This window comes from Bacteroidota bacterium (genome assembly GCA_005882315.1).
Taxonomy (GTDB): domain Bacteria; phylum Bacteroidota; class Bacteroidia; order Chitinophagales; family Chitinophagaceae; genus VBAR01.
Genome location: VBAR01000001.1, coordinates 902,197 through 917,326, shown reverse-complemented (window position 1 = coordinate 917,326; position 15,130 = coordinate 902,197). Strand labels below are relative to the sequence as shown.

At 38.0% G+C, this 15,130-nt stretch carries 12 protein-coding genes; 6 read left to right on the top strand and 6 right to left on the bottom strand.

Going from position 1 to position 15,130, the window contains the following annotated elements:
* Positions 1-6 precede the first annotated feature (6 nt).
* Together E6H07_03720 and E6H07_03715 are read left to right on the top strand one after the other, a co-directional pair.
* Positions 7-324 (top strand): hypothetical protein, encoded by a 318-nt coding sequence (locus tag E6H07_03720; protein ID TMI65040.1) that lies wholly within the window; start codon positions 7-9, stop codon positions 322-324.
* Positions 321-812: a hypothetical protein gene (locus E6H07_03715; GenBank protein ID TMI65039.1), complete on the top strand. Its 492-nt coding sequence runs from the start codon at positions 321-323 to the stop codon at positions 810-812. Before E6H07_03720 ends, E6H07_03715 begins: the two co-directional genes overlap by 4 nt.
* A gap of 57 nt (positions 813-869) precedes the next feature.
* Here E6H07_03715 and E6H07_03710 read toward each other — a convergent pair whose 3' ends face one another.
* The 6 genes from E6H07_03710 to E6H07_03685 all read right to left on the bottom strand — a co-directional run bounded on the left by E6H07_03710 (position 870) and on the right by E6H07_03685 (position 8,009).
* The gene (locus E6H07_03710) at positions 870-2,660 is read right to left on the bottom strand and encodes a long-chain fatty acid--CoA ligase (protein ID TMI65038.1); all 1,791 of its coding nucleotides are present in this window, start codon (positions 2,658-2,660) and stop codon (positions 870-872) included.
* A gap of 176 nt (positions 2,661-2,836) precedes the next feature.
* Positions 2,837-3,853 carry a hypothetical protein gene (locus E6H07_03705; GenBank protein ID TMI65037.1) on the bottom strand — a complete coding sequence of 339 codons (1,017 nt, stop codon included), beginning with the start codon at positions 3,851-3,853 and terminating at the stop codon, positions 2,837-2,839.
* Between the two features lie 82 nt (positions 3,854-3,935).
* On the bottom strand, positions 3,936-5,159 hold the full coding sequence (locus tag E6H07_03700) for a DUF1015 domain-containing protein (protein TMI65036.1): 1,224 nt from the start codon (positions 5,157-5,159) through the stop codon (positions 3,936-3,938).
* A 33-nt stretch (positions 5,160-5,192) separates the two neighbouring features.
* Positions 5,193-6,263 (bottom strand): 3-phosphoserine/phosphohydroxythreonine transaminase, encoded by a 1,071-nt coding sequence (gene serC, locus E6H07_03695; GenBank protein TMI65035.1) that lies wholly within the window; start codon positions 6,261-6,263, stop codon positions 5,193-5,195.
* Between the two features lie 42 nt (positions 6,264-6,305).
* Positions 6,306-7,271 (bottom strand): S1/P1 Nuclease, encoded by a 966-nt coding sequence (locus E6H07_03690; GenBank protein ID TMI65034.1) that lies wholly within the window; start codon positions 7,269-7,271, stop codon positions 6,306-6,308.
* A gap of 48 nt (positions 7,272-7,319) precedes the next feature.
* Positions 7,320-8,009, bottom strand: a complete 690-nt coding sequence (locus E6H07_03685) for a DUF502 domain-containing protein (GenBank protein TMI65033.1) — start codon at positions 8,007-8,009, stop codon at positions 7,320-7,322.
* Between the two features lie 68 nt (positions 8,010-8,077).
* On the opposite strand from E6H07_03685, the gene E6H07_03680 reads away from it, so the two are divergent.
* Genes E6H07_03680 through E6H07_03665 form a run of 4 tightly spaced genes read left to right on the top strand, consistent with a single transcriptional unit; the run spans position 8,078 to position 14,987 of the window.
* Positions 8,078-8,761: a TetR/AcrR family transcriptional regulator gene (locus tag E6H07_03680; protein TMI65032.1), complete on the top strand. Its 684-nt coding sequence runs from the start codon at positions 8,078-8,080 to the stop codon at positions 8,759-8,761.
* On the top strand, positions 8,758-10,179 hold the full coding sequence (locus E6H07_03675; GenBank protein ID TMI65031.1) for a TolC family protein: 1,422 nt from the start codon (positions 8,758-8,760) through the stop codon (positions 10,177-10,179). The genes E6H07_03680 and E6H07_03675 overlap by 4 nt, the downstream gene beginning before the upstream one ends.
* Positions 10,180-10,199: 20 nt before the next feature.
* On the top strand, positions 10,200-11,369 hold the full coding sequence (locus tag E6H07_03670; protein ID TMI65030.1) for an efflux RND transporter periplasmic adaptor subunit: 1,170 nt from the start codon (positions 10,200-10,202) through the stop codon (positions 11,367-11,369).
* Positions 11,370-11,417: 48 nt separating this feature from the next.
* Entirely contained in the window at positions 11,418-14,987 is a 3,570-nt protein-coding gene (locus E6H07_03665; GenBank protein TMI65029.1) for an efflux RND transporter permease subunit, read from the top strand.
* Positions 14,988-15,130: the final 143 nt, after the last annotated feature.

Below are 15,130 nucleotides of genomic sequence, written 5' to 3'. Positions count from 1 at the left end.
AGTATTATGAAACAGGAAAAACAAGACCGGATAGAGCAGATATTAAATGCGTGGGATGGCGCCAAAAAAGCCGAGACCCCTGCATTTTTCTATACTCGCCTTAAAGCGAGAATGGAAAAGGCAGCTGCACCGGTTGTAAAAAGCTGGTTGCTCAAACCTGCTTTTGTAGTAGCCACTCTTGTTCTTGTTATTGTAATTAATGCTTTCATATATTTCCAGGACGGAAACTCAACCATTACCCCTAATTCAGGTGAAGAAACCATTCAATCAATTGCGGCTGAGTATAATTTAAGCGATAACATCCTGGAGGATATCAATCAATGAAAACAAATAAAATTCTTGCGTTTGCAGCCGTCGCACTTTTAATCATCAATGGAGTGCTTGTTTATTTTTTATGGAATGAAAAGAACAAGCATAAAGATATGGATGATCGCCAACCTGGGAAGAAAGGTGACTGGTTTGCAGAACAATTAAAGCTTGACAGCACGCAAAAAAAGGAACATAAGAAACTGCGTGATGCGCATTTTGAATCAATGAAACCATTGTTTGATTCAATCAGTTCTTATAAAACGAGTTTGTATAATTCTATCAAAGAATCTGCAGGCAGTGATAGTATTCTTAATAGTTATAGCAATAAAATTGCTGAGTTGAATAAAGAGATCACTATAAAAACCTATAATCATTTTAAACAAGTAAGAACATTACTGAATGCTGAGCAACAAATCAAGTTTGATGAGATGGTGCAGAAGATGATGAGCCGCAGGGGAGGACCTCCCGGCAAACCCGGTGATAAAAAGAAAGAGGATAAATAATTTGTGTTAGCTTGATGATAATAAAAAATCCCCCGAAAATTTTCGGGGGATTTTTATTTAACGATAGATGCGTTGAATAGCATCTCTGTATTTTTCCTGTATCACTTTTCGCTTTAGTTTCATGGTTGGTGTCATTTCACCACCATCTACACTCCATGCATAAGGAAGTAATTCAAATTTCTTAACCTGCTCTACGGGATTGAAATTTTTATTGTTCTCTTCTACAACATCCCGGAAAAGCTCAAGCACTTTTTCATTGCGGATAATCTCTTCTGGATCATTGCTGATGTTTAATCCCTGTTTCTTTGCCCATTCAACAACTACATTAAATGCGGGTACTATCAGTGCCCCGGCAAATTTCTGTTCAGCACCAACTACCATTATCTGTTCAATAAATGGAGACTCCACCATTTTATTTTCTATCGGCTGCGGCGCCACATATTTACCACCACTTGTTTTAAAAATTTCTTTTTTCCTGTCAGTGATCTTTAAAAATTTATTATCAACCAGGATGCCGATATCACCTGTATGCAGCCAACCATCTATAACTGTTTCTGCAGTAAGGTCTGGCCGTTTATAATAACCTTTCATTACATGCGGGCCTTTGCTGAGTATCTCACCATCCTCAGCAATTTTTATTTCTACTCCATCAATAGCAGGGCCAACAGTACCAAACATTCTTCCACTTTCAGGAAAGCGGTTTACACTTATTACCGGGCTACTTTCTGTTTGGCCATAACCTTCGAGTATCGGAATTTTCGCTGCAGTAAAAATCCGGATCAGCTTTACCTGACAGGCAGCAGCACCGGTTACTATACAAATTAATTCATTACCCAATGCTTCTCTCCATTTACTGAACACCAGCTTGTTTGCAATAGCGAGTTTGATATTATACCAGCTCCCTTTGTTTTTATTGATCTCAAATTGTTGAGCAAGATCCAATGCCCAAAAAAATAATTTTCTTTTAATACCTGTAAGCTTCTCTGCCCGGGCCATTATTTTTTCATATACTTTTTCAAGTAGCCTTGGTACTGTTGCAAATACTTGGGGCTTTACTTCTTTCAAATTATCTCCAACCGTATCAAGATTTTCTGCATAATAAATACCTGTACCACTGAACATATAAACATAACTGATCATTCTTTCGAAAATATGATTGAGCGGCAAAAAACTCAAGGCCTTTCGTCCGCTGATTCCCATTTCAAAAAAAACACAGTTAAGTGAACTCTGCACATTACTCATTACATTATTATGGGTGAGCATTACTCCTTTAGGGGTGCCGGTAGTGCCGGATGTATAAATAATAGTAAGCAGATCCTCGCCAGTAATTTTTGCTGATGTTACCTGTACTTTTTGTTTATCAGCTTCGGTTCCTTTCGTTAATATTTCCTTCCAATGATTACAACCTGAAACATGTTCAAATGAAAATACTTGCTGTAATGATGGCACTTTATTCTTCACACTTTGTACTTTCAAAAACAAGTCTTCATCATTTACAAAGATCATTTTTACCTGTGCATCATTCAGTATAAACTCAAGATCATTTACATGAACTGTTGGATAAACAGGTACAAGTACGGCACCCGTCTGTTGAACAGCCAAATCCAAAAAAATCCATTCAGGCCGGTTCTTGCTCAGCACAGCAATCTTATCACGGCCTTCAATACTATTATCGTTTGCGCCAATGCCGATTGCAGTAAGGCCGGCACTGAGTTTATCGACAATATCTTTTACCTGGGTAGTATTATATAAACGCCACTGGCCGCCTTCTTTTGCTGCCAGCATATCTTGCCTGGGATGATTTTGCAGTTGCCATTCAATACAGTCAAACAATCGTTTTAGTTCCATTAGGTTTATTTTATTCACTAAGCATTGGTGCTACTATGGGGTTCTTTGTTCAGCAAAAAATAGCTTACGATTTTGTGTGAAGAATTAATGGGATGGTTTGCTCTGACAATTTAGATAAAAAATAAAAAACCCCCTCAAATATTAATTGAGGGGGTACAATATCTATACTGAATTATTTACTGAACCTGGTAGTATTGTGTGGCGGGCATCCGGAATATCCGGTTTTTTTGAAAATTAGTAAAGGCTGAATACTTTTCGTTATTCGTTTTCGTCCAGTTATCATAGGCCGCAAGATTTTCTACCGTACCAAACAGCCATTGATTATAGGCTTCAAACATTCCTTCACGTATTAATTGCAGTTGGTAATCAAAAAGTTTGTGCGGAAACTTTGATCCGTAAGTATTATACCAATCGAGAATAAACCGGGTACGTATCATTGTAAGCACTTCAGTTGATATGCCTTTATTAACGAGTGAAGATTGTTTGTTCATCGTATTTAGGTAGGCTTTTGCGAACTCACTTTTATTTTTATCAATATCCTTCAATAAATCCGGTTCACTGAATAATTTTTCTTTGTAAGCATCCAGTAAAAATCTTTTCATAGTTGCACCTCTTTCGGTCAGGCTTTCCATATTCACAAATATTTCGCCGTATATCAAGGCCCAAACTTTATCCTGTGTATAGAAATAATGCTGTGCAGCATTATAATAGTTACCGCTGAATGCAGGATCAACCTGTATTCCTTTTTCCCACAGGTTGATGGCTGAGAAATCTTTAGCTGCCCATAATAATTCACCATATTCGCTGTACAAAGGTCCACTGGTTGGAAATTTCTTCAACGCTTTTTTATACATCTTATCACAGTCCTTCACTTCTTCCAAGGCCTTATATACATTGCCTGCGATCTGGTAAGTCATTACATCTGCATCATCACGATCTACTAAAACTTTTACTCCGACCAACGCTTTTTCAAAATCCCTTTTATAATAATAAGCCATCACAAGGCTTTTCTGGAGTTCAAGATTGTTTTTATCCTGCTGTAATGCACGGTTCAACACCAATATAGCATTATCATAATCACCACTTCGGATAAAATTCAATGCTGTTTCATTGAGTTGCTTCGGGTCTTCGGGTTGAGCAATCAATGTTTGAATGGAGAAAAACAGAACAGAAACAAAAATCAGTTTTTTCATCATTATATGATTTAATGGAGATGGCCACTTGGGCAACCGGCTGCAAGTTAAAAATATTCCGGGGCTTTATTTGTTAAACTCTTTAGATAAGATGCGTAAGTAATCCATCCCTTAATTTGGGCTCAAACCAGGTACTTTTTGGAGGCATTACTTTTCCGCTATCAGCGATATCAAATAATTGCTCAATAGTGACAGGATAAAAATTGAACGCCACTTTCATTTCGCCACTATTTACTCTTTTTTCCAACTCACCCAGCCCACGAATACCGCCGACGAAATCGATTCGCTTATCTGTCCGCTGATCTTTAATATCCAGCAACTTGTTAAGAATATTATTTGAAAGAATAGTGACATCTAAAACACCGATCGGATCATCTGTATAGGTTCCTTTTCTTGCAGTGAGTAAATACCAGTTTTTATCAAGATACATTCCAAATTCATGAAGGGCTGAAGGCAGTACGGGTTCAATGCTGTGTGTGATCGTGAAATCATCCTGCAAGGCACTTATAAAATCTTCTTCATCATCAAAATCACCGAGATCTTTTACAACACGGTTATAATCCAGAATAGCCAGTTGGCTTGCAGGAAAAATTGTAGTAAGAAAATATTTTGCTTCAACGCTGTTGGGTAATTCCTTACTTACTTTAGCAGCAGATGCGCAGCGATGATGTCCATCGGCGATATATGTACAGGGAACATTTCTTTCAAATAAAGTAGTAATTGAATTCACCACGATCTCCCTGTCAACGATCCAGATGGTATGTTGTACACCGTCTTCAGCTACAAAATTATAAACAGCCTTATTCTTTGCCTTCCACCCGCTGATAAGAGCATTTACTTCCATCACGTCACGGTATGCAAGAAAAACATTTCCTGTCTGCGCTTCGATCGTTCGCATATGATCGATCCTGTCTTTCTCTTTTTCAGGTCTTGTGAATTCATGCTTTTTTATTATATCATTAAAATAATCTTCAACCGAAGAAACACAAACCAAACCGGTTTGGCTTCGACCGTTCATGATCAATTGATAGATATAATAACATGGTTTATCATCTTTGAATAGCACGCCTTCTTTAATGAGCTGCTGAAGATTTTCTTTAGCTTTTGTATAAACTTCAGGGCTATGTATGTTGATGCCGGCCGGCAGATCAATTTCGGATTTTGTAACATGCAGAAAAGAAACAGGATTTCCGTTTGCTTCAGACCTTGCTTCTTCACTGTTCAGTACATCATAAGGGCGGGATGCTACCTGTGCTGCCAGTTCTTCTTTTGGTCTTAATGCGAAAAAAGGTTTAATAATTGCCATTCGTATTGAATATTGAAATTTTAAATTAAATAATTAAGCATGTACTTGTGCAAACTGTTTCATTAGCTCAGTAATTGCTTTTACACTTTCTAATGTTAATGCATTGTACATAGAAACACGGAAGCCACCTACACTACGATGGCCTTTTACACCAATCATATTTTCTTTTTTACATAGATCAAAAAACTCTTTTTCCAATGCAATATCGTCCATTACAAATACTGCATTCATATTACTGCGGTCTTCTTTTGCTACTATGCCTTTAAATACAGGAAGACTATCTAATGTTTTATAAAACAAATCTGCTTTTACATTATTAGTTTTTTCTAATGCAGCAACACCACCCATTTTTTTCAGCCAGCGTAAAGTAAGCAATACAACATATACGGCAAACACAGGCGGTGTGTTCAGCATACTTCCTTCTTTGATATGATTCTGATAATCCAGTATCGTAGGAATTTTTCGTGTAACCTTTCCGAGTATATTTTTATTTACAACAACAAGATTTACTCCTGCTGCTCCCATATTTTTTTGTGCACCGGCATAGATCAGGTCAAACTTATTGAAATCAAGTTGACGGCCGAGTATATCACTGCTCATATCGGCTACTAACGGTACACCACAATCATAAGGAATATTTTTCCATTGTGTACCCGCAATTGTTTCGTTGGTTGTTATATGCAGGTAAGCAGCAGTAGGACTTACCGTAATATCTTTTGGAATAGAAGTGTATTTAGTTTCTTTTGTTGATCCTGCTATTTCAACATGACCAAACAGTGCCGCTTCCTTTATTGCTTTAGCTGCCCATGTACCCGTATCTGTATACGATGCAAGTTCATTATCATTAAGCAGGTTCATTGGTATTTGCATGAACTGTGTAGTTGCACCACCATGTAAGAATAAGACTTCATGATCATCATCTAAATGCATCAATTCTTTTATTAATGCTCTTGCTTCATCCATCACCGGTTGAAACAAAGAAGTGCGATGCCCTATTTCAAGAATAGATAAACCTGTATTATTAAAATCAAGGATAGCCTGGCTGGCTTCTTCAAATACTTCTTTTGGCAAAACAGAAGGACCTGCATTGAAATTATGAATCATGGCGGCAAAGGTAAGTGTTAGGATTATTTACAACAGTTAGTTTTATTCATGTTCCCTTCCCTTTACATTACTATTTTTCCATGCATTATTCAGCGTTTCAAATTCTTTCAGGTCTTCGGGAGATAATTCTTTATGAAAAAGTGATTTCAGGTCCGGCTGTCCGGCATTGATCCATGCAGTGTACCAGAATGAAGCAATAGCAAATATGGATTGCCGAAATCTTCTTTCCACCATTCCATTCAATTTTGCATCATAGGCTTTAGTAAATGCAGAAGAATATTGGCGGATCGTAACACCATTTCTTTCTTCAAATGCAAACTTCTGATCGGGTGAAAATTTTTTACTCAGTTCCTTTTCAAACTTCAAAACACTGTCTGCTTCCAATGCACTTTCCAATACTCGTTTCCAAATAAAGTCGCCGGGGTTTTTAATATATTCAGCTTTACCCATGATCATATCCCATTCTTTTTCTGCCAGCAGTTCAGGTACCCTGCTTTCCCAGAAACCATGTATGCCACGTTGATCAGTATATTGGCCATTATGATTGCTGCTTGCATGCAATGGCACATGTGCATCGGCTATATAATGACCGATCTCTGCTGATAGTTTTAAAATTTTTGCCTGGTGTTTTTCTTTGAATGCATCCGTGAGTTTGTAGAGCATGGTTTGTACCCACCAGGGCACGATGCCATGCGTCATCAAACTATCTTCAGAAAATTTTGCAACGGCATCATTCCATTTTCTGGGTAATGAATCATATGGATAATTGCCGTATTTATCAATATCAATATAATGCCGTGGTCCTTCTTCAACTATCGCATATCGGCGCATGTCAGGATCTACAGCATGGTCAGTAATGAAATCAATATTCGGTTTGTATAAAAAGATCATTTCCGGTGGTAGCAGGAACACCGCATAGTAATTTATTTTTCGATGGCCATAAAAACCCCAGCAAAAACTTGTATGAGAAATAAGTAACAGTGATATTATAAATGCAACTCTCTTCATGTAGTTGTTGAATTGTTATCAAAGAACAATCAAACAATTAAAGCCATTTTATTTCTTGGGCAGAGCATCTTTCTCATCTTTCCCTTCTCCATCAAGATCTACTACGCCGCCGGTTACAGCATATTTCATAACCTGTCCCGAACTAATGGAATTTATCCTTTTTACTTTTTCTTTTGGCAAAATATAAAGCTGGCCTGCAAAATTGTAAGCCTGCGGAACATAGACAGCTACTTTATCGGCACCCATCTCAAATTTTTGCATCTCTTCATCGGTAAGGAAGCCGATGATCCATACATCATCAGAAAAAACATTGGCCAATACAGCTTTATTGAATCTTTTTTTATCACCCGCAAAGGCTTCAAAAAAATCTCTTGTACTTGTATAAATGAATTTAACCCCTGGTGTTTTTTCCAGCCAGTAATCAAACAGGTTGAACAGGCGGGATTGAATAAAAAATGAACTTAGATAGCCAATCGTAATTACGGCTGCAAGAATAAGTACAAAACCAAGCCCGTAATTTTTTACTTCATGCCCAATAACCCGGCCATCTACATCTTTTATGGGTTCACGGAAAATAGGCAACCAGCTATCTACAGTGGTAATAACCCAGAAAATGGCATACCCTGTAATAGCAATTGGCGCTATTATTAATAAACCTTGTAAAAAATACTGGACGATCTTCTTCCAACGGAAGCGTTCTTTTGGAAGGTAGTTTTTTACCGAAAAATTCTTTTCCATACCCAAAAATAGCCTAAAAAAACTGCCGTTAGTCCGAATGTTTTTGAGAAAAAAGGAAAAATAAATCGATGGAAACTTTGGCAACAAAAAAAGTTTCCATAGTTTTGTGTCCCGAAATTGAAAAAATGGAAATTAAAGATCGTATAAAAGAAAAGGCTCACGAAATGGTGATGATGTATGGCTTCCGCTCAGTGAGTATGGATGATATAGCCAATGCATTGGGCATGAGCAAAAAAACTATTTATCAATATTATGCCGATAAGGATGAACTCGTGGATGCTGTGGTGGTGGATGAGTTGAATAAAACACAACATGATTGTGAGACATGTAAACTGAATGCAAAAGATGCTGTAGAAGAAATGGTATTGACCATGATCCAGATTCACGACCAGTTTCAGAATATGAACCCGGTGATACTTTATGATATGCAAAAGTTTCACTCCGGGGCTTTTCAAAAATTCCTTAAGCATAAAAATGAGTACCTGTACAAAGTGATCCGGCAGAATATTGAAAGAGGTGTTAAGGAAGAACTCTACCGCTCAGATTTAAATATCGATGTGTTGAGTAAGTTCCGGCTGGAGAGTATGCTTATTGCATTTAATCTTCATGTATTTCCACCGGGCAAATACCGCCTCGTAGAATTAACAGAAATCATTATGGAAAATTTTGTGTTCGGGTTAGCTACACTTAAAGGCCATAAACTATTTATAAAGTACAGAAACGAATTAACTAAAAAAACTATTTCCGCATGAAAAGGTTCAGTTTAATTAATCTTGCTACAATTCTTGTTTTCGGTTCACAGGCACAAACTCAGCAGCCGGTTGTCGTACACCAGTTTACCGTAAGGGAAGCTGTTGCGTATGCATTCCAAAATGTAGCAGATATAAAAAATGCAAAGATCGACTATAAAATTTCTGAAGCAAGAAACAAAGAGATCACCAGTGCAGCCTATCCACAGGTAAGCGGCAATTTGCAGGGCAATCATTATTTGTCATTACCACAGATACAGTTTCCGGATGCAACGGAATTGGCCGTTTATGATGTGCTCAAAACAGAAGGAGTAAAAGATGGCAGCGGCAACACAATTACCAATAGTGGGGAATTAAAGTTTCGCAGTTTTTCTTTCCTCCAGCCCTGGAATGTAAATGCCGGCCTGAATGTGGAGCAATTATTATTTGAACCCCAGGTATTCGTTGGTTTGCAGGCCAGAAAAACATTGCTTGAATCAAGCGACTTGCAGATAAAAGTAGCAGAAGACGGATTGCGGGAAGCGGTATATAAAAACTATTATGCCGTGCTGATCGCCCAAACACAGTTGAAGTATATACAAGAAAGCATCAAACGGTTGGAAAAACTTACTTCAGATATGGATATTATGCTCAAAAATGGATTTGCAGAAAGACTGGATATTGATAAAACAATGGTAACGCTGAATAATACACGAACTTCTGAAAGACAACTGAAGAATCAAATTGCAAGTGGTTATTCAAATTTAAAAATGACATTAGGAATAAATCAAGTTGACACCCTTTTATTAAAAGACAGCTTGTCAATACAGTTAATAAAAGATGGATTATTAGATGAAAGTTTCAGCTATGAAAACCGCAATGAAATAAAGTTGCTGAATACAGCAAAAGAGTTGCAGGCTTATGATGTAAAAAGATGGAAGCTCTCATATTATCCTACGGTAGCTGCATTTTATGGTTACCAGTACAATGGCCAGCGTCGTGGTGGTGATGTTGGCGGTTCTCAACCATGGTTTTGGTATTCACAAAGCCAGGTTGGCTTAAGTGTAAACGTTCCCATTTTTGACGGCTTCAATAAAAAATATAAAATACAGCAGGCTGAGTTGAATATTGAAAAAACAGAAAGCACAATTGACCAGACAAAAAAGGGAATAGATATGGAGAGAACAGTTGCAAAAAATACATTGCACGATGCACTGCTCAATCTCGATATGCAGGAAGAGAACATGCAACTTTCGCAAAAGGTATTCACCACAGTAAAGAAAAAATACGAACAGGGAATTGGTTCCAGCTTCGAATTAATACAAGCTGATACGGATCTGCAACAGTCGCAGTCTAATTATTTCAGGGCATTATACACCGCCATGCTTGCAAAAGTGACTTACCTGAGAGCATTAGGTAAATTAGGAAATTTAGGAAATTGATAAATTTTTAAAAGAATAATATGAAACAAATAATAACCATTACGCTGTCGGCCCTTTCAATCGCATTGATCGTTGCTTCATGCGGTAACAGTGCCAAAGAAGAAAAAGGGAAGGCAACCGATCTGAAAGTAAAACTGGAACGACTGAAAAAGGACAAGGCAAAACTCGATGCCGAAATACACAGTGTGGAAGAGGCAATAACAAAAGCCGACCCAACGGCAGCTAATAAAGCAGCATTGGTAGGCGTAACACCGGTTACGCAACAAGACTTTGTGCATTACATCGAGCTGCAGGGGAAAGTTGAAGCAGAAAATATGGTAGCTGTAACGCCGAGAGGTATGGGTGGACAGGCTAAAGAAGTATATGTGAAAAGAGGAGATGCTGTAAAGAAAGGCCAGTTGCTGGTAAAATTAGATGATGCTGTAATGCTTGAGCAGATAGAAAGTTTAAAAACGCAATTGAGCTATGCTGAAAATATTTATAACCGCCAGAAAAATTTATGGGACCAGGGAATAGGAACTGAGGTACAGTTGATAACTGCGAAAAATAATGTAGATGGACTCAATAAACAAATGGCAACATTGACAGAAAACTGGAAAACAAGTTTTGTATATGCGCCGATGAGTGGTACTGCAGAAGTAGTGAACCTGAAAGCCGGGGAAATATTTAATGGCTTTACAGTTAGCGGTCCGCAGATCGTAATTATCAATGATGGTAATATGAGAGTGATTACCGATGTGCCGGAAAATTATGTAGCGAATATTAAAAAAGGAACACCTGTTGAAATCGTAGTTCCTGATCTGAACAACACAGTTGTAAAATCATCTATCAGCCTGATTGGTGCATCTATTAATCCAAACTCAAGAGGCTTTACTACCGAAGTAAAAGTGCCTTCAACATCCGGGTTGAAAATAAACCAGGTTGCATTAGTACGGTTTAAAGATTATTCTGCGCCCAATGCTATCAGTGTTCCTGTAAATGTGATACAGACAGATGAAAGCGGGAAATATGTATATGTAGCCGCTAAGGAAGGTAATGTGACCAAGGCCAGAAAGAAAACAGTAAATGTTGGCGGAGTATATAACGGCATGGCAGAAATTAAAATGGGTCTTACTCCAACTGACCAGATCATTACTGAAGGATACCAGAATGTTTATGACGGACAAACAATTACGACTGGTACAAACTAAAAGATCAATTATTAATACGCTGTTGACGAACATCTAAACAACCATTGTATGAAAGTTTTAGAAGGAGTAACAAAAAAGATAAAGGAATTTAAACCAACCAGCTGGAGTGTTGACAATAGCACTGCTATTTATATAATTGCTGTTCTGATTACGATCTATGGATTGATAAAGTTCAATACCATGCCGAAAGAACAGTTCCCGGATATTGTAGTACCTACAATTTCAGTCGCCACTATTTATGTTGGTAATTCACCTAAGGATATTGAAAACCTGGTAACCCGTCCAATTGAAAAACAACTGAAAGGGATCTCCGGGGCCAAAGTGAAGAAGGTGCAAAGTACATCGCAGGCGGATTATAGCCTGATCGTGGTGGAGTTTGATACAGATGTAAAAACAGAGTTAGCCAAACAAAAAGTAAAAGATGCAATTGATAAGGCAAAAACAGACCTGCCGAACGATTTAACTGCACAGCCCGATGTACAGGAATTCGCATTTAGTGAAATGCCAATTATGTTCGTAAATGTGAGTGGTGATTATGATGGTATCAAATTAAAACAGTATGCAGATAAACTACAGGATCATTTTGAAGAACTGCCTGAAATAACAAGAGCAGAAATAGTTGGTGCGCCGGAACGTGAAATACAAATTAATGTCGACCCTTATAAAATGACGGCGGCACGGATAAGTTTTACGGATATTGAAAATGCCGTAAGCCGTGAGAACCGCGATATTACCGGAGGATTAATTGAAACCGGTAATATGAAAAGAACATTACGGGTGAAAGGACAGTTTTCCAGTGCGTTGGACTTGCAGAATATTGTGGTGCGTAGTGGTAATCAGGGAGCAACGGTTTACCTGAAGGATATTGCTGAAATAAAAGATACAATTAAAGAAAAAGAAAGTTTTGCACGGTTGGATGGAAAAAATGTTGTTACACTCAATATTGTAAAACGTGCAGGTGAAAACCTGATCAATGCTGCTGATAAGATAAAAGCAATGGTAACAGAATTGCAGGAAAAAGAAGAGTTACCTAAAGACCTCAATGTTGTAATTACCGGCGACCAAAGTAAGCTTACCAAAACATCATTTACAGATCTGGTAAATACTATCGTCATTGGTTTTATACTGGTATTGATCATCCTGATGTTTTTTATGGGGGTTACCAATGCGTTCTTTGTGGCATTAAGCGTACCGCTGAGTGTATTTGTAGCCTTTTTGTTTTTACCAATTGCTGATGGTATTATCGGAACATCCGTTACACTTAATTTCATTGTGCTATTTGCATTATTGTTTGGCCTGGGTATCATCGTTGATGATGCGATTGTTGTTATCGAAAACACACACCGTATTTTCAATAATGGTAAAGTGCCAATTATAAAAAGTGCAAAAGCAGCAGCACGTGAGGTATTCATCCCGGTACTTGCAGGTACTGCTACTACGCTGGCGCCGTTCTTTCCTTTATTATTCTGGAAAGGGTTGATCGGTAAGTTTATGATCTATCTGCCGACGATCCTTATTCTTACGCTGGCAGCATCATTGATCGTGGCCTTTATATTCAATCCTGTATTTGCTGTTACGTTTATGAAACCAGAAGGAAAAGAATTTGAAAAGCCTAAGCGTACAGTATTTACCAGTAAATGGTTTTGGACATTTCTTATTGGCGGAGCTTTACTGCACCTGGTTGCATTTCACGGAACAGCGAATTTCATGCTGCTGATGGCAATACTGATGGTCTTCAATGCATATATTTTAAATGATGTAATTCATGCATTTCAGCATAAGGCACTACCTGGTATAATGAACTCATATGAAAAGTTATTGCGATGGGTATTGAAAGGATGGAGACCGGTAGCAATGTTTATTTCCTTGTTCGGCGTGTTTATTTTATCAATTATTTTCCTGATGATGAGGGGAAATAAATCCACCTTCTTCCCCGTAGGTGACCCTAATTTTATTTATGTGTATTTAAAAATGCCGGTGGGTACTGATGTAAAATATACAGACAGTATTACGCATATACTTGAACGCAGGGTACAGAAAGTATTGGAAAAAGAATTGCCTTCTGAAAAAAATCCAAACGGAATTGTTGAAAGCATCATTACTAATATTGCTGTAAGTGCCAACAATCCCAGGGACAATAACAGGAGTATACAGCCAAATCTTGGAAGGATACAGGTTTCATTTGTTGAATATGAAAGACGGCATGGCAAAGAGACAAGGCCATTTATGGATGAAATAAGAAAGCAGGTACAAGGCATACCTGGCACCAGTGTGGAAGTTGCACAGGAAGACGGCGGGCCACCAACAGATCCCCCGGTGAATGTGGAAGTATCAGGAGATAATTTTGAAAGCATTGCAGAAATTGCTACGAAATTGCTCAACTATCTTGATACTAATCATATCGATGGTATTGAAAACCTGCAGGCCAATGTGGATTTAAAAAATCCTGAAATAACGATCAATGTTAACAGGGAAAGGGCAATGATGGAAGGATTAACAACCGGCCAGATTGGTAGTGAAATAAGAACTGCAGTGTTTGGTAAAGAAGTAAGCAAACTGAAGGATGGCGAGGATGAGTACAAGATCCAATTACGTTACTCTGACCTGAAGCGTAGTAGCATTACTGATTTAATGAATATGCATATCACATTTATGGATATGACTACGATGCGTGTAAAATCAGTTCCTGTAAGTGCTGTAGCTACGATAGATTATACCAGCACTACTGGTGGTGTAAAACGAAAGAACATTAAACGTACTATTCAACTGCAGAGTAATGTAACTGATCCAACTATCGTGGCTAGAGTAAACAAAGATCTTCAAAATAAGATCGATGATTTTAAGGCAAAAACAAAAATACCTAATGATGTTACATTAAAATTGACAGGGCAAAGTGAGCAGGAAAAAGAAACACAACAATTTTTGCTTACAGCATTTGGTATTGCCATCGGTATGATCTTCCTGATATTGGTATTACAATTCAACTCGATGAGTAAACCGTTTATCGTTATTACAGAAATATTTTTCTCTGTAATTGGTGTTTTGCTGGGTTATGCAATTACCGGTATGACGATTGCAACGATCATGTTACTGGTGGGTATTGTAGGTCTTGCGGGTATTGTAATTAAAAATGGTATCCTGCTGATTGAATTTACAGATGAACTTCGTGGAAGAGGTATGCGTACAAGAGAGGCCGCTATTCGTGCAGGTAAAATACGTATCATCCCGGTATTATTGACTGCAGTGGCAACCATTTTAGGTTTGTTACCGTTGGCAGTTGGCTTTAATATCGATTTCATTTCATTGTTTCAGAATGGCAACCCTGATATTTTCTTTGGTGGTAGTAGCGTTGTATTCTGGGGTCCGCTTTCATGGACGATCATTTTTGGTCTCATCTTCGCATTTTTCCTAACGCTAATGATGGTGCCGAGCATGTACCTGATGGCAGAAAGATTACGCAGGCCGATGACTAAATTTTATGGTGGAAAATTCATTGCCATTTTAGGATTTTTAGGACCATTTTTCTTCGTGTTTGTTGGAATAATGTATTTAGGAAGGGCTATACAAGGGAAAAAAGTGTGGATGGGAAAACCTAAACAAGTAGTTAAAAAAGTATAGAACGATGCAGCATTTTCAAGTAATATGCTGTCATATTTATAGTGGATGGGGAGAATATGTGTAAGTGAGATGTCCGGACCCTTCAATATATCCCTGTTACACTAAAGTTGGTTTTGGTGAATGAAAAAACCGCCCTGATTCCT